This is a genomic window from Stenotrophomonas sp. JC08 (assembly GCF_052180205.1).
Lineage (GTDB): Bacteria > Pseudomonadota > Gammaproteobacteria > Xanthomonadales > Xanthomonadaceae > Stenotrophomonas.
Map to the genome: position 1 here is coordinate 1,459,898 of NZ_CP197473.1, position 18,477 is coordinate 1,478,374.

The 18,477-nt window shown below is 65.2% G+C and carries 15 protein-coding genes; 3 read left to right on the forward strand and 12 right to left on the reverse strand.

All coding sequences use genetic code 11. From position 1 onward, the window contains the following. Positions 1-15 precede the first annotated feature (15 nt). The 12 genes from fabZ to rpsB form a co-directional block, all read right to left on the reverse strand. The gene (fabZ, locus tag ACSBPQ_RS06700) at positions 16-474 is read right to left on the reverse strand and encodes a 3-hydroxyacyl-ACP dehydratase FabZ (RefSeq protein ID WP_442684252.1); all 459 of its coding nucleotides are present in this window, start codon (positions 472-474) and stop codon (positions 16-18) included. Then, positions 471-1,493 (reverse strand): UDP-3-O-(3-hydroxymyristoyl)glucosamine N-acyltransferase, encoded by a 1,023-nt coding sequence (gene lpxD / locus ACSBPQ_RS06705; protein WP_442684253.1) that lies wholly within the window; start codon positions 1,491-1,493, stop codon positions 471-473. The genes fabZ and lpxD overlap by 4 nt, the downstream gene beginning before the upstream one ends. A 341-nt stretch (positions 1,494-1,834) precedes the next feature. Next, the gene (gene bamA, locus ACSBPQ_RS06710; RefSeq protein WP_442684254.1) at positions 1,835-4,297 is read right to left on the reverse strand and encodes an outer membrane protein assembly factor BamA; all 2,463 of its coding nucleotides are present in this window, start codon (positions 4,295-4,297) and stop codon (positions 1,835-1,837) included. Positions 4,298-4,368: 71 nt separating this feature from the next. Next, entirely contained in the window at positions 4,369-5,721 is a 1,353-nt protein-coding gene (gene rseP / locus ACSBPQ_RS06715) for an RIP metalloprotease RseP (protein WP_442684255.1), read from the reverse strand. Positions 5,722-5,747: 26 nt separating this feature from the next. Then, a complete protein-coding gene (locus ACSBPQ_RS06720; protein ID WP_442684256.1) occupies positions 5,748-6,947 on the reverse strand; it encodes a 1-deoxy-D-xylulose-5-phosphate reductoisomerase in 1,200 nt (399 codons plus the stop codon). Position 6,948: 1 nt separating this feature from the next. Next, positions 6,949-7,770 (reverse strand): phosphatidate cytidylyltransferase, encoded by an 822-nt coding sequence (locus ACSBPQ_RS06725; protein ID WP_442684257.1) that lies wholly within the window; start codon positions 7,768-7,770, stop codon positions 6,949-6,951. Next, positions 7,767-8,474, reverse strand: coding sequence for a polyprenyl diphosphate synthase (gene uppS, locus ACSBPQ_RS06730; RefSeq protein ID WP_442684532.1), 708 nt, complete (start codon positions 8,472-8,474; stop codon positions 7,767-7,769). Before uppS ends, ACSBPQ_RS06725 begins: the two co-directional genes overlap by 4 nt. Positions 8,475-8,540: 66 nt before the next feature. Next, entirely contained in the window at positions 8,541-9,095 is a 555-nt protein-coding gene (gene frr, locus ACSBPQ_RS06735; RefSeq protein ID WP_442684258.1) for a ribosome recycling factor, read from the reverse strand. Between the two features lie 81 nt (positions 9,096-9,176). Further along, entirely contained in the window at positions 9,177-9,905 is a 729-nt protein-coding gene (gene pyrH / locus ACSBPQ_RS06740) for a UMP kinase (protein ID WP_442684259.1), read from the reverse strand. 109 nt (positions 9,906-10,014) lie between these two features. Continuing rightward, positions 10,015-11,514, reverse strand: a complete 1,500-nt coding sequence (locus ACSBPQ_RS06745) for an HDOD domain-containing protein (RefSeq protein ID WP_442684533.1) — start codon at positions 11,512-11,514, stop codon at positions 10,015-10,017. Between the two features lie 146 nt (positions 11,515-11,660). Then, entirely contained in the window at positions 11,661-12,536 is an 876-nt protein-coding gene (gene tsf / locus ACSBPQ_RS06750) for a translation elongation factor Ts (RefSeq protein ID WP_442684260.1), read from the reverse strand. 135 nt (positions 12,537-12,671) lie between these two features. Continuing rightward, positions 12,672-13,478, reverse strand: a complete 807-nt coding sequence (gene rpsB, locus ACSBPQ_RS06755) for a 30S ribosomal protein S2 (RefSeq protein WP_442684261.1) — start codon at positions 13,476-13,478, stop codon at positions 12,672-12,674. Positions 13,479-13,805: 327 nt separating this feature from the next. On the opposite strand from rpsB, the gene map reads away from it, so the two are divergent. The 3 genes from map to dapD are packed head-to-tail and all read left to right on the forward strand — an operon-like array spanning position 13,806 to position 18,345. Further along, entirely contained in the window at positions 13,806-14,597 is a 792-nt protein-coding gene (gene map / locus ACSBPQ_RS06760) for a type I methionyl aminopeptidase (protein ID WP_442684262.1), read from the forward strand. Then, entirely contained in the window at positions 14,594-17,233 is a 2,640-nt protein-coding gene (locus ACSBPQ_RS06765) for a [protein-PII] uridylyltransferase (RefSeq protein ID WP_442684263.1), read from the forward strand. Before map ends, ACSBPQ_RS06765 begins: the two co-directional genes overlap by 4 nt. Then, positions 17,233-18,345 (forward strand): 2,3,4,5-tetrahydropyridine-2,6-dicarboxylate N-succinyltransferase, encoded by a 1,113-nt coding sequence (gene dapD / locus ACSBPQ_RS06770; RefSeq protein WP_442684264.1) that lies wholly within the window; start codon positions 17,233-17,235, stop codon positions 18,343-18,345. Before ACSBPQ_RS06765 ends, dapD begins: the two co-directional genes overlap by 1 nt. The last annotated feature ends 132 nt before the right edge of the window (positions 18,346-18,477 follow it).

Sequence of the window (18,477 nt, forward strand, 5' to 3'; positions counted from 1 at the left end):
GGAACTCCGTGCAGGTTATTCGCGGGTGCCGGCGCACAGCACTTCGGCATGCGCAACCACTTCACCGTCGACCTTGGCCTCACCGTAGTACACGGCCATGTTGCGGATCACACGCTTGACCTGCACGTGCAGCTCCAGCACATCGCCGGGCACGACCTGCTTCATGAAGCGCACGTTGTCGACCTTGACCAGGTAGAACAGCTTGGACTGCGCGTCACGGCCGAGGCTGAGCTGGGTCAGCACGCCGCCGGCCTGCGCCAGCGCCTCGATGATCAGCACGCCCGGCATGATCGGCTGGGTCGGAAAATGCCCCTGGAAGAACGGCTCGTTGATGGTGACGTTCTTGTGCGCAACGATGCGCTTGCCCTCGATGTCGAGCTCGACAACCTTGTCGACCAGCAGGAAGGGATAGCGGTGCGGAATCAGCGTCTGGATGGTGGTGACGTCGATGGGCAGTTGCGGACTTGCGTTCATTCCTTCTCCTTGCTCACAGCCAGGATGCGCCTTGCCAGCACATCAAGCTGCTTGAAGCGCGCGGCGTTCTTGCGCCACGTGCGGTTGTCGGTCAATGGGGTGCCGGACGAATATTCGCCCGGCTCATGGATGGAATTGCGCACCACCGACTTGCCGGTGATGACCACGTGGTCGCAGATTTCCAAATGGCCGACCACGCCGACCGCACCACCGAGCAGGCAGTAGCGGCCGATCTTGGCGCTGCCTGCGATACCGGTGGAGCCGGCGATGGCGCTGTGCGCGCCGATCTGCACGTTGTGGGCGATCTGCACCAGGTTGTCCACGCGCACGTCCTCCTCGAGCACTGTGTCTTCCAGCGCGCCGCGGTCGATGCAGGTGTTGGCGCCGATCTCGCAGTCGTCGCCGATACGCACGCCACCCAGCTGCGGCACCTTGATCCAGTGGCCGTTGTCCATCGCCAGGCCGAAGCCCTCGGCACCGAGTACGGCGCCGGGATGGATGCGCACGCGCTTGCCCAGCTTCACGCGCGCCACCAGGGTGACGCGGGCGAGCAGTTCGCAGCCGGCCTCGAGCAGGCAATCGTCGCCGATCACGCTGCCGGGGCCGATGATGCAGTTTTCACCGATCACGCTGCGCGCGCCGATGCACACGTGCGGGCCGATATGGGCGCTGGCGGCCACCTGCGCGCTCGGGTCGACCACCGCGCTGGCATGGATGCCGGGCTCGCGCAGCGGCACGGTCTCGAACAGCGCGCCGATCTTGGCGAAGGTCGTGTAGGGATCCTTGGCGATCAGTGCGGTGCCCGGCGCGGCGGCGGCATCGTCGGCACGCAGCACCACGATGGAGGCCTTGCTGTCAGCCAGTTGCGCGCGATAGCGCGGATTGGCGAGGAAGGTCAGCTGGCCGGGACCGGCATGGGCCAGCGTGGCCACTCCGGAAATGGCGGCGGACGGATCGCCATGCACCTGCAAACCGAAGCGGTCGGCAAGTTCCTGTGCGGTATGGGTAGGAATATTCACGTGGCGAGTTTACAGCCTGTGCAGGTGGTGGTCATGCCGACCGGCTGGTTGAGGCGTCGTGCGCACAGCCGTCCAGAAACCGCCACAAAGGGTAGGTTGCCGGCCGGAAAAGGAAACAGGCGTTCGTGGTGCTTCCGGCTGGCCGATAACGGAAACCCTGTGCCGGAAGCCTGAAACGACCAGAGCTGCACGCTGACAGCCTTGGAGGAAAGCCCGCGCTGACGAAGGGGGGGCACGCACAGGCGCGGGGATCCCGAACGCCGGAGCGTGCCCTGGTTCTACACCGTGGCGTAGAACCGGATAGAGCTGGGGCACTGGCCCCGGCCAAGCGGATCAGCTCGTCAGAACTGGCCGCCGAAGGTGAACTGCAGGCGCTCGATCTCGTCGCCATCCTTCTTCTTCAGCGGGAATGCGTAGCTGATCGAAATCGGTCCGACCGGCGCGCGCCACAGCAGGGCGATACCGGTGGATGCACGCAGTTCGTTGGCCTTGAAGTTGTTGGTGCCGGCGTAGACGTTGCCGACATCGAGGAAGGCCGAGACGCGTGCCGACGGGCTGTCGAACAGCTTCGGGAAGTAGGCCTCGATCGAGCCGACCGTCTTCACCGAGCCGCCCAGCGGCTGGCCGTTGTAGTAGCCGCCCATCGGTTCCGAACGCGGGCCGAGGGTGTTGTCCTCGAAGCCGCGCACCGAGTTGGTGCCACCGGCGTAGAAGTTCTCGAAGAACGGCAGGCCCGAAGCGACCACCTGGCGGTGGTTGGCGCCGGGGGTGCCGCAGTCGACGACTTCGGTGGTGGCGGGCTTGCCCGGTACCGCCGGGGTATCGCCGTCGGCGGGAATGCCGGGAACGGCGGGAATGTCGTTCCAGCAGATGTCGCGGACCTTGTCGCTGCCGTAGGAGTCGCCGTAGCCCAGCTCCAGGCGGGTGTTGATGACCAGCGACGGCATGATCGGCCAGTACTTGGAGATCTGGTAGCTGAGCTTGTAGTACTCGGCCGTCGAACCCGGCAGGGTGGCTTCTAGACCTAGGCGCTGGTAGGTGCCGCGGGTCGGCATGAAGTAGTCGTTGCGGGTATCGCGGGCCCAGCCCAGCTCGGTACGCCAGGAGTGGAAAGTGCGCGTGCCCATCGCATCGATGTAATAGATGATGGCCTTCGGCGTGTAACCGCTGTAGGTCGTGATCTGGTTGCTGTCGATGCCGAACATCAGCGAGAACGCGTCGTTCTCGGTGATCGGCACGCCGAACACCACCTGCGCAGCACCGTTGGTGCTGTTGTACTGGGCGGTGTTGAAGTCCGAATAATCCAGCTCGCGCCAGGACAGGTTGTAGCCCAGCGAGACGCCGTCATCGGTGAAATACGGATTCATGTAGGAGAAGCCGTAGCGCTGCAGGTAGCTGCTGCGCGAGGCATCCACCGAGACCCGGTTGCCGCCGCCGAGGAAGTTGTTCTGCGACAGCTGGATCGAGGTGGTCATGCCGTAGGACTGCGAATAGCCCAGGCCGAACACGAAGCTGCCGGAAGTGGTTTCCTTGACGTTGTAGACCACGTCCACCTGGTCGTTGCTGCCGGTGACCGGGTTGGATTCGACATCGACGGATTCGAAATAGCCCAGCCGTTGCAGGCGGATCTTGGAACGGTCGATCGCCGCCTGCGAATACCAGCTGTTCTCGAACTGCCGCATCTCGCGGCGCAGCACCTCGTCGGCGGTGCGGGTGTTGCCCTTGAACACGATGCGGCGCACGGCCACGCGCGGGCCCGGCACCACCTGCATGTTCACCGCCACGGTGCGGTCGGCGCGGTTGCTGGTCGGAATCGGATTGACCTTGGCGAAGGCGTAGCCGACGTTGGACAGGCTGTTGGTGATCGCGTCGGCACTGAACTCCAGCAGGGCACGCGAGAACGTGTCGCCTGCCTTCTGGATCACCATGCGCTCCACATCCTCCTGCGGAAGAATGGTGTCGCCGGTGACCTTGATCTCGGAAATCTTGTACTGCTCACCCTCGGTCACGCCGGCGGTGATGAACATGTCGCGCTTGTCGGGGCTGATCGAGACCTGGGTGGAATCGATGCTGAAATCGACATAGCCACGGTCCAGATACCAGGAATTCAGCTTTTCCAGGTCACCGGACAGCTTTTCCTTGGAGTACTGGTCATCGCGGCGATACCACGAAGCCCAGTTGTGCTCCTTGGATTCCCAGGTGTCGAGGATGTCCTCGGCCTCGTATTTCTCCGTACCCACCAGATTGACGTGCTGGATCTTGGCGGCCTTGCCTTCCTTGACGGCAATGGCCACGTCCACGCGGTTGCGGTCCAGCGGGCTCACCGTCGGGGTGATCTCCACGTTGTACTTGCCGCGGTCGTTGTACTGGCGGCGCAGCTCCTGGGTCACGCGGTCCAGGCTCAGGCGGTCGAAGGTGCCACCTTCGCTCAGGCCGATGTCGCTAAGGCCCTTGAGCAGCTGCTCGCTCTTGATGTCCTTGTTGCCGGTGACGGTCAGCTTGTTGATCGCCGGGCGTTCCTTGACCGTGACCACCAGGATGTCGCCCTGGCGGTCCAGCTGCACGTCTTCGAAAAAGCCGGTCTTGTACAGTGCACGGATGGTGTCGCCGACCTTCGCGTCGTCAACGGTGTCGCCCCGCTCGATCGGCAGATAGGTGAACACCGTACCGGAGGAGATGCGCTGCAGGCCGTCCACGCGGATGTCGCTGGCGGTGAAGGGCTCGGCGGCCAGCGCAAGCGCGGGCATGGCCAGACCGGCAGCAAGGGCAAGGGCTAGCAGGCGGCGATTGGGAAGTCGCGTCATGTCACGTCCGGTTGGAGTCGATTTCAGTGTTGCGTGGGTGCCGGCGTATGACGACAGCAGGAAGAATTTCATCAGGGGACAAGGCTGAGGATGTCGTTGTAGAACGCCAGCCCCATCAGCCCGGCCAGCAGCGCCAGACCGATGAACTGGCCCGTTGCCATGGCGCGCTCGCTCAGCGGGCTGCCCTTGACCAACTCGATAAGGTAATACAGCAGGTGGCCGCCGTCCAAGACCGGGATGGGCAGCAGGTTGATGATGCACAGGCTCAGTGACAGCAGCGCCAAGAAATACAGGAACCAGTCGACACCACGCTCGGCCGAGGCGTTGGCCACGCGGGCAATGGTGATCGGCCCGGAGATGTTCTTGACCGAGGCATGTCCGGTCAGCATGCGCCGTATCATTCCCAGCGAATCGCTGGCCAGCTTGCCGGTTTCGCGGAGGGCGGCCGGGATCGCCGCAAACGGACCGTACTGCTGGCGGGCGTCATAGGCCGCGGCCTGGCCGGTGACAAAGCCCACGCCGATCAGCCAGCGCGGCTTGCCGTCCCGGCCTTCGCCGGCGGTCGGGGTGAGCTCCAGTGCAAGGCGCTCGCCGTTGCGCTCGATATCCAGCATGCCGCCGCCGCGCTCACCCAGTTGCTGCACCAGCGGTGCGACCTGGTCGGCGCTTTCCACGCGCTGGCCGTCGATGGCGAGGATGCGGTCGCCCGGCTCCAGCACGCCGTTGGCGGCGGAGTCCTCCAGCACCGAGTCGATCAGCGCCGGCTGCAGCCAGAACTGCCAGATGAAGCCGCTCTGTACCGGGACATTGCGCTCGTCGAAACCCTGCGGCAGCTGTGAAAGCGGCAGGATGCGGGTGCGCTCGTTCTCCAGCGCATCACGGACTTTGATGCGTGCATCCTGATGGTCCATCGCCGCCGTGGTGAGGGCCAGGCTGGCCTCGGCCCAGGTGTCCACCGGGCGCCCGTCGACCTCGAAAATGCGGTCGCCGGTGGCGAAGCCGGCCTGCTGGGCCATGCCGGTGGTACGGCCGATGGTGGCCGAGTAGTCCTGCTTGCCGATCACGAACATCGCCCACAGCAGGGCAATGCACAGGATCAGGTTGGCGGCCGGGCCGGCGGCGACAATGGCGATGCGCTGCCAGACGCTCTTGTTGTTGAAGGCCACGGCGCGCTCACCGGCGGCAACGTCGCCCTCGCGCTCGTCCAGCATCTTCACGTAGCCGCCCAGCGGAATGGCGGCGATGGCGAATTCGGTACCGTTGCGGTTGCGTCGGCTCCACAGCGGCTTGCCGAATCCGACCGAAAAGCGCAGCACTTTGACGCCGCAGCGGCGCGCCACCCAGTAATGGCCGAACTCGTGGAAGGTGACCAGCAGCCCGAGGCTGACGATCATCCACCACACGGAGCCGAGGAAGTCACCCATGGGCAAGGTTCGATTGGAAGGAAGTGTCAGGCATGGGGCAGGCGGGTGATGGCGCTTTCGGTGATCTGGCGGGCGTGTGCATCGATTGCCAGCAGGGCGTCCAGTGTATCGACCGCTTCGCCGGGCAGGGTGGAAAGGGTGTGTTCGACCAGGGCGGGAATGGACAGGAAGCCGGTACGGCCCTGAAGAAAGGCTGAAACAGCGACTTCGTTGGCCGCGTTCAGGATGGCCGGCGCGCTGCCGCCGGCGTCCATCGCCTGCCAGGCCAGGCGCAGGCAGGGGAATGCCTCCAGATCCGGCGCTTCGAAATCGAGCCGGCCCTGGCTGAGCAGGTCCAGCCCGGAGACACCCGACTCGATGCGCTGCGGCCAGCCCAGGCCCACCGCCAGCGTGGTGCGCATGTCCGGCAGGCCCAGTTGGGCGAGGGTGGAGCCATCGATGAATTCGACCAGCGAATGCACCAGGCTTTGCGGATGCACCAGCACGTCGATGCGCGAGCCGGCGATGTTGAACAGGTGGTGGGCCTCGATGACCTCCAGCCCCTTGTTCATCAGCGTGGCCGAATCGACCGAGATTTTCGGTCCCATCGACCACTTCGGGTGCGCAACCGCCTGTGCGGGAGTTACGGCTTCCAGTTCGGCACGCGTGCGTCCGCGGAACGGGCCGCCGGATGCGGTGAGGATGATCCGGCGGACGCCGGCCCCCTCGACGCTGGCATCGCGCGAACGCAGGCACTGGAAGATGGCGTTGTGCTCGCTGTCGATCGGAATGATTTCCGCCCCGGAAGCGGCCGCTTCACGGGTCAGCAGTTCGCCCGCCAGTACCAGCGACTCCTTGTTGGCCAGCAGCAGGCGTTTGCCGGCACGGGCGGCGGCAAGCGTGGACGACAGCCCGGCTGCGCCGACAATCGCCGCCACGACGGTGTCACAGCTGTCGCTGGCGGCCAGCGCGTCCAGCGCTTCGGGGCCGGCATGGGGCTGCGTGCTCAGGCCGGCATCGGCCAAGCCTGAACGCAGACGTTCATACAGCGCCGGATCGGCGATGGCGGCGTGGTCCGGCCGGTGCGTGCGACACAGTGCGACCAGCGCTTCCACATTGCTGCCTGCAGCCAGCACGCTGGCGCGCATCCGTGCAGGGTGGCGGGCGATGACATCCAGTGCCGAGGTGCCGATCGAGCCGGTGGCACCGAGGATCGCGACCTGCCGCGGGGAAAAAGAGACGGACATGTCAGAAACCGAAGATTTCCTTGCCCAGCGCAAATACCGGCAAGGCGGCCAGGACGCCATCGATGCGGTCCAGTACGCCGCCGTGGCCGGGAATCAGATGGCCGGAGTCCTTGGCGCCGGCATGGCGCTTGAGCAGGCTCTCGAACAGATCGCCCAGCACCGAGGCCAGTACCGTTACGGTGGCCACCAGCAGCAGCCAGCCCAGGTCGGACAACTGCACGCCGGCGATCCAGCCGAATACGCAGGCAGTGAGCAGGCCGGCAACCAGCCCGCCGAGCAGGCCTTCCACTGTCTTGTTCGGGCTCACCCGCGGCGCCAGCTTGTGCTTGCCGAAGGCGCGACCAGCGAAATAGGCCCCCGAGTCGGCCGCCCAGACGATGGCCAGTGCGGTCAGCAGCCAGCGGTTGCCGGCCGGCTCGCTGGCGTGGATCAGGGCCAGCGCGGTCCAGGCCGGAACGATCGCCAGCGTCGCCGCGGCCAGCTTGAGCATGCGCGCGGAAGCTTCGCCCTGTGCGCCGAAATTGAAGAAACGCAGCCACAGCAGCGCGGCCATCCAGAAGCCGACGCCGACCAATATGGCCAGCTGGAACAGTACAGTGCTGCCGGCCGAGGCCCACACCAGCAGCACCATCAGCAGCAGGTTCAGCACCAGCAGCACGGTACGTGGCAGGCCGTCGACGCCGGTCAGCTTGAGCCACTCCCACAGGCCGGTCAGGAAGACCAGTGCGGCAGCGGCCACCAGCCACTGGGTGGGGAGCAGCAGGATCGCGCAGATGGCGGCCGGGGCCATGATCAGTGCGGCGATGACTCGGGTTTTGGTCATGGGCTTGCGGTCTCCGTTGCCGCGGCAATCTGGGCGCTGGTCAGGCCAAAGCGGCGCTCCCGCAGGCTGTAGTCGTCCAGTGCCTGCTGCAACACGCCGGCATCGAAGTCCGGCCACAGCACGTCAGTGAACCACAGCTCCGCATAGGCCAGCTGCCAGAGCAGGAAATTGCTGATACGGGTGTCGCCGCCGGTGCGGATGAACAGGTCCGGTGGCGGCAGGTCGGCCAGGGCGACGTGGCGCGCCAGCGCCTGTTCGTCGATCTGGTCCACAGTCAAGGTGCCGGCAGCGACCTGCGCAGCCAGGACGCGGGCGGCCTGGGCGATATCCTGTCGTCCGCCATAGCTGGCGGCGATGGCCAGGGTTATGCTGGTGTTGCCGGACGTACGCTGTTCCGAGCGTGTCATCCGTTCCAGGATGGCGCTGCTGAAGCGGCTGCGATCACCGATGAAGCGGATGCGGACGCCGCGCCGGTGGAGCTCGTCCACCTCGCGGTCCAGTGCGCCGAGGAACAGCTTCATCAGCGCATCGACTTCATCCTTCGGGCGACCCCAGTTCTCACTTGAGAACGCGAACAGCGTCAGCGCACCGACGCCCCGCTCAAGGCAGAAGTCGATGGTGCGGTTGACCGCGCGCGCGCCGGCACGATGTCCGATCATGCGCGGCCGGCGACGCTGCTGCGCCCAGCGGCCATTGCCATCCATGATGATGGCGATGTGCTCCGGTATACGCGGTGCAGGGCTGCCGCTGGGTGGGACGGACGGCACGGGTCAGACCGCCATCAGTTCCTGTTCTTTGAGCTTCACCACTTCGTCGATGTCCTTGATCGCCTTGTCGGTGAGCTTCTGCACGTCGTCTTCGCCGCGCTTCTTGTCGTCTTCGCTGATGGCCTTGTCCTTGAGCAGCTTGGCCACTTCCTTGTTGGCATCCTGGCGGATGTTGCGCACGGCGATCTTGGCGCCTTCGCCTTCCTTCTGCACCTGTTTGGCCAGCTCCTTGCGGCGCTCCTCGGTCGGCGGCGGCAGGTTGATGCGGATGGCCGTGCCCATCGTATTGGGCGTCAGCTCGGCGTTGTACAGGCCCTTCTCGATTTCCTTCACCATGCTCTTGTCGAACGGGGTGACCAGCAGCGAATGGGCGTCCGCATTGGAAACCGATGCCACCTGGTTCAGCGGCGTGTGCGGGTTGCCGTAGGCATTGACGGTGATCCGGTCCAGCAGCGCGGGGGAAGCGCGGCCGGTACGGATGGTGGTGAGGGTGTGGCGCAGAGCGTCGATGCTCTTGGTCATGCGCGCTTGCGCATCTTGCTTGATGTCGTTGATCATCGCCGAATCCTTGATGTTTCTTGAACCGGTCGATTATAGGCGAACCCTGCAGCTGCCTGACCGGAACCGTGTAATGGAAGGTCAGTGGCTGTCGCGGCCGTGGACCAGCGTGCCGATATTGTCGCCACGCAGGATTTTCAGCAGCTCGCCTGGCTGGCTCATGTCGAAAACACGCAGCGGCAGGTCGCTGTCGCGTGCCAGTGCGAACGCGGCGGTGTCCATCACCTCAAGACCCTCGTTGATCACGCGGTCATAGGTCAGGTTGTCGTAGCGCACCGCATCGGCGTGCTTGTTCGGATCCTTGTTGTAGACGCCGTCCACCTTGGTGGCCTTTAGCAGCAGATCCGCGCCGATTTCGATCGCACGCAGCGCGGCGCCCGAATCGGTGGTGAAGAACGGGTTGCCGGTGCCGGCGGCGAAGATCACCAGGCGGCCTTTTTCCAGATGGCGGATCGCGCGGCGGCGGATGTAGTCCTCGCACACGTCGTTGATCTTGATGGCGCTCATCACCCGCGCTTTGCCACCGGCTTTTTCCAGTGCGTCCTGCATGGCCAGTGCGTTGATCACCGTGGCCAGCATGCCCATGTGGTCGCCGGTGACGCGGTCCATGCCGCCAGCGGCCAGGCCTGCGCCGCGGAAGATGTTGCCGCCACCAACCACCAGTGCGATCTCCGCACCGGCCTGCTGCGCCTCGATGACCTCATGGGCCAGGCGGTTGATGACCTTTGGGTCGATGCCGTAATCCTCCTCTCCCATCAGCGCCTCCCCGGAAAGCTTCAAAAGGATGCGTTGGTAGGCGAGTTTGGACATGACGGTCTCAGGTGGCAGAAATCGGGGGGAATTCTACCGGAAGCCACGGATCGGCGGCGGCGTTGCCGCGGCGATACCGTGGAAAACTCCGGTTCCGGTGCCTGCCTGTTCAGCAAGCGGCGGAGTGTGGAGCGCGGGCGCTGACCCGGTTGCGCCCCAGCGCCTTGGCCCGATAGAGCACATCATCAGCCGCCTTGAGCAGCTCGCGCACGTCGGCGAAGCGCTCGTAATCGCCATGGGTGGCGATGCCGGCGGAAAAGGTGACGTGAAGTGGCACTTCGCCGGTGCCGCCCATCGGCGTGTCGGCGATCGCCAGCAGCACCCGGCGGACGATCTGCAGTGCCAGTTGCTCGGTGGTGGCGGGGAAGATCACCACGAATTCCTCACCCCCGAAGCGGGCCACGGTGTCGCTGCTGCGCAGCTGTCCCTTCAGTTTCTCGGCGAAGGCCTGCAGCACCTGGTCACCTGCCAGGTGGCCGTGCAGGTCGTTGATCTTCTTGAAGTCGTCCAGATCGATGAAGGCGATCGACAGCGGATTTTCCAGTTGGCTGGAACGGTTGAATTCCTGTTCCAGTACGACATGCAGTTGGCGACGGTTGAGCACACCGGTCAGGGCGTCCAGGTGGGTCTGTTCGCTCAGCTGGCGCGCCATGGCCTCGAAGTCGTCGGCGCGCTGGCGTGCCAGGCTGGCGTCCTGCAGTTCGCGCAGGTTGCGCAGCGTCATCAGTTCGGCGGCATGCTCCAGCAGATAGTTCAGCCGTGCGGGAGACGGTGGCGGAAGGTCGAACAGGGCACTCAGCTCCGGCAGCATCTGGTCGATCTGGCGCAGCACCGCCTCGAAGCGTGCGCTGTCCATTCCCAGTGCATTGTGTACGCGTTGCAGGGCATGGGTGCGGGCGCGGTCGGCGTCATCGCCCAGCCATATCTCGGCGACGCAGCCGGACAGGGCGACGCAGCGTTGGAACAGGTCGGCCGGCTCGGCCGGTGGCTCGCTGTGGGCGATAGCGTCCACCAAATAGCGTGGCAGCTCCCATTGGTCGCACAGTTGTGCGCCGACATCGGCGTGGCTGCAGTCAAGCGCGCTCCGCTCCAGGGCCAGCAGTTCGTCATTGCTGGAGGCGGTGGCGAGCAGGGGGCTGTAGCTGTCGGGCCGGATCTGCAACAGTGCGAGAATGCCGATGTCCTGCAGCAGTCCGGCAAGCATCAGCTCCTCGATGCGCCGTATGCCGCAGTTCTGGCCGAGGAAGCGTGCAGCCAGTGCGGCGAGGATGCTGCGCCGCCAGGTGGCTTCCAGCAAACGGGATTCGTGCCCGCCTTCGCGCAGGGCCTGGAACAGCGAAAAGCCCAGGGCGAGCTGCAGGGTCGCGTTCAGCCCGAGCATGGTCAGTGCCTGTCCGAGGTTCTCGATCCGGCGGCGGCTGGCGTACAGCGGCGAGTTGGCGATGCGCATCATCCGTGCGCTCAGCGCCGTATCCAGTGCGATGACGTCGGCCACGGTGGCGATATCTGCTTCCGGATCCTGTGCCAGCTGGATGATGCGCATGGCGACGGTGGGCGGCGATGGCAGGTTCCGGCAAAGGGACAGGGTGGTGATCAGCTCGGGCGACATGTCATTGGCGGATTCAGCAGTGGTCCAAGGATACATGCGTGTGGGTCGGGAGGCTCCTGGAGCTCGCCTCTCTGCCGGGTGGAGCGCAGATAAAAAAGAAGCCGCAGGAACTGCGGCTTCTTCTGGGGCTCATGCCGGGGTCTGGATCAGACCTGCATCGCCTTGGCGACTTCGGCGGCGTAGTCTTCCACCACCTTCTCGATGCCTTCGCCGACAACCAGGCGCTGGAAGCCGATCACGTCGGCACCGGCGGCCTTCAGCACCTGCTCGACCGTCTGGTTGGTGTCCAGCACGTACGGCTGGCCGTACAGGGTCACTTCGCTGACGATCTTGTTGAGCTTGCCGGAGATGATCTTTTCCAGGATGTCGGCTGGCTTGGCCTTTTCCTTGTCGGACATCTTGGCCAGTTCGATCTCCTTTTCCTTGGCGATGAACTCGGCCGGCACGTCGGCAGCCTTGTTGTGCGGCGGGTTCATGGCGGCCACGTGCATGGCCAGGCCACGGGCCAGCTCTTCGTTGCCGCCGGCGACTTCGATCAGCACGCCGATGCGGCCACCGTGGACGTAGGCGGCGACGTTGTTGCTGCTGTCGATGCGCGCCAGGCGACGGATCTGCATGTTCTCGCCGAGCTTGGCGATGGCGGCGGCGCGGGCTTCCTCGACGGTTTCGCCGGTGGTCAGCTTGGCGCTCTTCAGGGCTTCGGCGTCGGTCGCGTCGGAGGCCAGGGCGGCCTGGGCGACGGTATCGATGAACTTCAGGAAGTTCTCGTCCTTGGCGACGAAGTCGGTCTCGGAGTTGATCTCGACCAGTACCGCCTTGCCGCCGCTCTGTGCAGCCGCCACGCGGCCTTCAGCGGTGACGCGGTCGGCCTTCTTGTCGGCCTTGGCCAGGCCCGACTTGCGCAGCCATTCGGCGGCGGCGTCGATGTTGCCGGCGTTCTCGGTCAGGGCCTTCTTGCATTCCATCATGCCGGCGCCGGTGCGCTCGCGCAGTTCCTTGACCAGGGAAGCAGTGATTTCCATGGGATTTCCTCACGAATAGAAAGGGGTAGGCCGGCAATGATTGCCGGCCGTTTGTTACGCGTCCCTGTCAGCCACGGTCGCAGCAGGTGCGCCGGTGCAGGGGAGTGGGCGCGGCGGGCGCGCCCACAGTGGGGATCAGGCCGAGGCCTCGTCACCCTTGGTGGCAGCCTTCTTGGCAGCAGTGCGACGGGCCGGCTTGGCTTCTTCAGCAGCGGCGGCTTCGGCGAACTCTTCCTCACGCACGGAGGCGGAGTTCGGAGCGGCGGCCTTGCCTTCCAGCACGGCGTCGGCAGCGGCGCGGGCATACAGCTGCACGGCACGGATGGCGTCGTCGTTGCCCGGGATGGCGTAATCGACCAGTTCCGGGTTGTAGTTGGTGTCAACCACGGCGATCACCGGGATGCCGAGCTTCTTGGCTTCCTTGATGGCGATGTCTTCATGGCCGATGTCGATCACGAAGATGGCATCCGGCAGGCGGCCCATTTCCTTGATGCCGCCCAGCGAGGCTTCCAGCTTGTCGCGCTCGCGGCGCAGGCCCAGCACTTCGTGCTTGACCAGGCGGTCGAAGGTGCCATCGGTCTCGCTGGCTTCCAGCTCCTTCAGGCGGGCGACCGACTTCTTCACGGTGACGAAGTTGGTCAGGGTGCCGCCCAGCCAGCGCTGGTTCATGAACGGCATGCCGCAACGCTCGGCTTCTTCCTTGATGGATTCGCGGGCGCTGCGCTTGGTGCCGAGGAACAGGATGGTGCCGCGCTTCTGGGCAACCGACGAGATGAAGTTCATCGCATCGTTGAACAGCGGAACGGTCTTTTCCAGGTTGATGATGTGGATCTTGCCGCGGGCGCCGAAGATGTACGGAGCCATCTTGGGGTTCCAGTAGCGGGTCTGGTGGCCGAAGTGGACGCCGGCTTCCAGCATCTGACGCATGGTGACCTGGGGCATTGCAAAACTCCTGATGGGGAACCGGCCGCCGGAATAGGTGTGGCGGTGCGCGTACGCATGGTTCCGGGGTTGGGCTTCCCTGGCGCTTCTCGTGGCCGAACCCTGTATTGGCAGGGCACCCCGGCACGGATGGGGGCGACAGGTGTGAATTCATCGAAGGGCGCTCGATGTGGGCGGTTCCGCAGGCGACAAAACTCCCGCAGAGCCGTGGAAGTATACGGGGCACCGGGGGTTGCGTGCAAACCGGGGCAGGTGGCTGGTGTGGGCGACCGGGCCGGGCAGGCCGGGGAATTCAGCGATGCGGGGAAATGAGCGATAATCCACCGCATGGCAATCCATCTGAAAACTCCCGAAGAAATCGAGAAGATGCGCATCGCCGGCCGTCTGGCGGCCGAGGTGCTCGACATCATCACCCCGCACGTCAAGCCCGGTGTCACCACCGAAGAGCTGGATCGCATCTGCAACGACCATATCGTCAATGTGCAGGGGACGATTCCAGCCAATGTGGGCTACCGCGGGTTCCCCAAGACCGTGTGCACCTCGGTCAACAACGTCATCTGCCACGGTATTCCGAGCGAGACGAAGGTGCTCAAGGACGGGGACATCGTCAATATCGACGTGACCGTCATCAAGGATGGCTGGCACGGTGACACCAGCCGCATGTATTACGTGGGCACGCCCTCGGTGATGGCCAAGCGCCTGGTGGAAACCACCCGGGAAGCGATGTGGCGCGGCATCCGTGCGGTCAAGCCGGGGGCGACGCTCGGCGACATCGGTCATGCCATCCAAGAATACGCCGAATCCGAGCGTTTCTCGGTGGTGCGCGAGTACTGTGGCCATGGCATCGGCAAGGTCTATCACGACGAGCCGCAGGTGCTGCATTACGGCCGTCCCGGACAGGGGCTGGTGCTGAAGGCGGGCATGACCTTCACCATCGAGCCGATGATCAACGAGGGCGCGCGCCACACCAAGGTGCTGCCCGATGGCTGGACCGTGGTCACCAAGGACCGCAAGCTCTCCGCACAGTGGGAGCACACGATCGTGGTGACGGAAGACGGTGTGGAAGTGCTGACGCTGTCTCCGGCCGAATCCGGGCAGGAGCGAGCCGCGCTCGCATGAGGCCCTTGCCGGCAGGCGACGGACTGGAAATACCGGCCGGGCCTGCCGGCGATATGTATTGGATCACCGATGCGAAACAGGCGCTGGCCCATGCCGATGCCGGTTTGTGCCGGCGTTTTGAGCGCGGTGCCAATATCGAACGCCTGCTCGCGCTGCGGACGCGCGCGGTCGACCAGCTGATCGGGCAGGCGTGGCGACGTTGTATCCCTGCCGGATCGGGACTGGCCCTGTTCGCGGTCGGTGGCTATGGCCGTGGCGAGCTGTTTCCGCGCTCGGATATCGATCTGCTGGTGCTGGGAGAAACCGCTGCGCAACAGGCGCACGAGGCGGCATTGGCGCGCCTGTTTGCGGTGTTGTGGGATGCCGGCCTGCCGGCCAGCCATGCGGTGCGCTCGGCAGCGCAATGTACCCAGGCCGCTGCCGAACAGACGGTATTGACCGCGCTGATCGAGTCCCGCCCGCTGTATGCCACGGCCGCTGAGCAACAACTGCTGGCACGTGCGGTTTCGCCCACCCTGGTCTGGCCGGCGCGTGATTTCTTCCTCGCCAAGCGCGAGGAGCTGCTGGCGCGTCATCAGCGCTTTGGTGATACCGCCGACAATCTGGAACCGGATATCAAAGAGGGGCCCGGCGGTCTGCGCGATCTCAATACGCTGGGCTGGATGGCGTTGCGTACGTTCGGCGTCAGCAATATCGATGCACTGGTCGGGCTGGGCCATCTGGGGCTGGATGAGGCGGCCGCGCTCAAGCGCGAGCGCCAGGTGCTGGCGCGGCTGCGCTTCGGCCTGCATCTGGTGGCGCAGCGCGCCGAGGAGCGTTTGCGTTTCGACTACCAGAAGGCGCTGGCCGAGCGGATGGGCTACAGCGACGACACCGAGAATCTGGCCGTCGAAAAAATGATGCAGGGGTTCTACCGCAGCGCTGCGGTGATCCGGCGGATCAGCGATCGCCTGCTGCAGCGTTTCGAGGAGCAGTTCGACGGCGAGGCGGTGCCCGAGCCGGTGGGGACGGGTTTCTCGCTGCGGCGCGGCTACCTGTCGGCGGACGATCCGCTGTGGCCGCATGCGGATATCAGCCATGTATTCGCATTGTTCGCCTGCTGGGCGCGTACGCCGGAGGTACGTGGACTGCACTCGCTGACCGCGCGTGGGCTGGCGGAAATGCTCGACGAGATCCCCGCCTACACGCGTGTGGACGGAGCGGTGCGCGAGCAGTTCATGGCCCTTCTGCGCGGCCCGCGCGCGGTGGACACGCTGGCTCGGATGGCGCGCCTTGGCGTGCTGGGGCAGTGGATTCCGGCCTTCGCGCAGGTATCCGGGCGCATGCAGTTCGACCTGTTCCACGTCTACACCGTCGACCAGCACACCTTGATGGTGTTGCGGAACATCGGCAGCTTCGCCACGGGCCGTGCCGATGAGCGTTTTTCCATCGCCCATGAGGTATGGCCGCGGCTGCGCAAGCCGGAGCTGCTGCTGCTGGCTGGCCTGTTCCATGACATCGCCAAGGGCCGGGGCGGTGATCATTCCGAACTCGGCGCGGTGGATGCGCAGGCGTTCTGCAGCGCGCATGGGCTGGGAAGTTCCGATACCGGGCTGGTTACCTGGCTGGTGGAACAGCACCTGCGCATGTCGATGACCGCGCAGAAACAGGACATCAGCGATCCGGAAGTCATCCATCGCTTTGCGCGGCTGGTGGGAACCCGCGACAGGCTGGACTACCTGTATCTGCTGACCTGCGCCGATATCGCAGGCACCAGTCCCAAATTGTGGAATGCATGGAAGGACCGCCTGCTGGCCGATCTGTACTTCGCTGCACGCCGCGCCTTGCGCGAAGGTCTCGAACATCCGCTGCCCGAGGCCGAGCGGGTACAGGAGGCGCGCGACAGCGTGCGCGCGCAGATGCGCGGGCTCGGGTACGCCGAGGATGTGATCGAACGCCAGCTGGCGGCGATGCCGGATGAAGGCTTCGTGCGCTTCCGTCCCGAGCAACTGGTCTGGCAGGCGGCATCGCTGGTGGAGATACAAAAGGGCGGCACGCTAGTGAAGGTGCGGCGGATCGCGCCGGAAAGCGATGCGCTGGAAGTGTTCGTGCACTCGCCGGATCGCGATGGCCTGTTTGCCGCGATCGTGATGACGCTGGACCGTTCCGGTTATGGCATCCACCGGGCCCGCGTGCTCGATGGTCCGGAGGATGCGATTTTCGATACCTTCGAGGTCACTCCGGCCGACAGCTTCGCCGATGGTGATGCCGCGCGGCTGGAGGCGCAGTTGCGCAAGGCGCTGGCCGGCGACATCCAGATCCTGCGGCCGTCGCGGCGGGTGATGCCACGCCGGCTGAGGCATTTCCGCTTCGCTCCCCGGATCGAGTTCATCGACGCACGCGAGCAGCATTGCACGCTGCTGAACCTGGTCGCGCCTGATCGCCCCGGCCTGCTGGCGGATGTGGCGCATGTCCTGCGCGACCAGCGGCTGCGCGTGCATGATGCGCGCATCGCCACCTTCGGCGAGCGTGCGGAAGACCAGTTCCAGCTGACCGACCACCACGATCAACCACTTGATGATTCCTCCCGGCAGTCATTGCGCACGGCGTTGATGGCCTGTCTGGAACCCGACAGGGACTCCGGAGATCTGCGCTGATGGCTACCCGATCTGCAACAAAGAAGACTGCAATCAAGAAGGCTGCTCCAAAGAAGGCTGCACCGAAAAAGACGGCCGGATCCGTGCCGGCCAAGGCGGCTGCCGCCAGCAGAAAGCCCGCGGCTGCCAAACCGGGGAGCGTGCCGGCGAAGAAAACGGCAGCGACCCGGCGGGCCAGCGCACCGGTCTCGCCGGCAGCCGTTGGCAAACCGAGGAAGGCAAAGCCCGCTGCCGTCATTCCGCATGGCGGACGCAGCCTGCGCAAGCCACCGGCCCCCGGCGTGGCGGAGCTGAAGTTCGGCATTGAAAGCGCGTTCGAGCGCCGCGCGATGCTGACCATGGACGAGATCGAGGGCTCCACCCGGCTGCTGGTCAATCGCGTCATCGCTGGGCTGGAGTCGGGTGAATTCCGGGTTGCCGAACCCGATGGTGACGGCGGCTGGAAGGTCAACGAATGGTTGAAGAAAGCGGTGCTGCTGTATTTCCGTGTCAACGACATGGCGGTGGTGGACGGCCGTCCGGCGCCGTTCTGGGACAAGGTCGATCCGCGCTTCAAAGGCTATGACGAAACCCGTTTCCGCCAGGCCGGCGTGCGCGTGGTGCCCGGGGCCATTGCCCGTTGCGGCAGCTATTTCGGCAAGGACGTGGTGCTGATGCCGAGTTTCATCAATATCGGCGCGCATGTGGGAGAAGGCACGATGGTCGACACCTGGGCGACGGTGGGTTCATGTGCGCAGATCGGCAAGCACTGCCATCTGTCCGGCGGCGTCGGTATCGGCGGTGTGCTGGAGCCGTTGCAGGGCAGCCCGACCATCATCGAGGACCACTGCTTCATCGGCGCGCGTTCGGAAGTGGTGGAGGGCGTGGTGGTCGGCCACCACAGCGTGATCGGCATGGGCGTGTTCCTGAGCCAGAGCACACGCATCTACAACCGCGCCACCGGCGAGGTCAGCTATGGCTACGTGCCGCCGTACAGCGTGGTGGTGTCCGGTTCGCTGCCGGCCAAGGACGGCACGCACTCGCTGTACTGCGCGGTGATCGTCAAGCAGGTCGATGCACGGACCCGCAGCAAGACCGGCGTCAACGAACTGCTGCGTGGCCTGGCCGACTGAGGCGCACATCGGGTGTTCCGCTGCTGCGTTGATGAAGGCGAGAATGCCGTCGGTAGGCTATCGGCCTGCATGACGCGAGCGCCTCCCGACAGCGGAGGCGATAACCGCCCGCCCGGCCCGAGATTGCGGCGG

What these genes read in the sequence shown, in the direction of transcription:
- tsf (WP_442684260.1), bottom strand. Translation starts at nt 12,536, where the DNA reads ATGGAAATCACTGCTTCCCTGGTCAAGGAACTGCGCGAGCGCACCGGC.
- bamA (WP_442684254.1), bottom strand. Translation starts at nt 4,297, where the DNA reads ATGACGCGACTTCCCAATCGCCGCCTGCTAGCCCTTGCCCTTGCTGCC.
- fabZ (WP_442684252.1), bottom strand. Translation starts at nt 474, where the DNA reads ATGAACGCAAGTCCGCAACTGCCCATCGACGTCACCACCATCCAGACG.
- ACSBPQ_RS06745 (WP_442684533.1), bottom strand. Translation starts at nt 11,514, where the DNA reads ATGTCGCCCGAGCTGATCACCACCCTGTCCCTTTGCCGGAACCTGCCA.
- pyrH (WP_442684259.1), bottom strand. Translation starts at nt 9,905, where the DNA reads ATGTCCAAACTCGCCTACCAACGCATCCTTTTGAAGCTTTCCGGGGAG.
- rseP (WP_442684255.1), bottom strand. Translation starts at nt 5,721, where the DNA reads ATGGGTGACTTCCTCGGCTCCGTGTGGTGGATGATCGTCAGCCTCGGG.
- uppS (WP_442684532.1), bottom strand. Translation starts at nt 8,474, where the DNA reads ATGGATGGCAATGGCCGCTGGGCGCAGCAGCGTCGCCGGCCGCGCATG.
- ACSBPQ_RS06720 (WP_442684256.1), bottom strand. Translation starts at nt 6,947, where the DNA reads ATGTCCGTCTCTTTTTCCCCGCGGCAGGTCGCGATCCTCGGTGCCACC.
- ACSBPQ_RS06725 (WP_442684257.1), bottom strand. Translation starts at nt 7,770, where the DNA reads ATGACCAAAACCCGAGTCATCGCCGCACTGATCATGGCCCCGGCCGCC.
- dapD (WP_442684264.1), top strand. Translation starts at nt 17,233, where the DNA reads ATGGCTACCCGATCTGCAACAAAGAAGACTGCAATCAAGAAGGCTGCT.
- rpsB (WP_442684261.1), bottom strand. Translation starts at nt 13,478, where the DNA reads ATGCCCCAGGTCACCATGCGTCAGATGCTGGAAGCCGGCGTCCACTTC.
- ACSBPQ_RS06765 (WP_442684263.1), top strand. Translation starts at nt 14,594, where the DNA reads ATGAGGCCCTTGCCGGCAGGCGACGGACTGGAAATACCGGCCGGGCCT.
- map (WP_442684262.1), top strand. Translation starts at nt 13,806, where the DNA reads ATGGCAATCCATCTGAAAACTCCCGAAGAAATCGAGAAGATGCGCATC.
- frr (WP_442684258.1), bottom strand. Translation starts at nt 9,095, where the DNA reads ATGATCAACGACATCAAGCAAGATGCGCAAGCGCGCATGACCAAGAGC.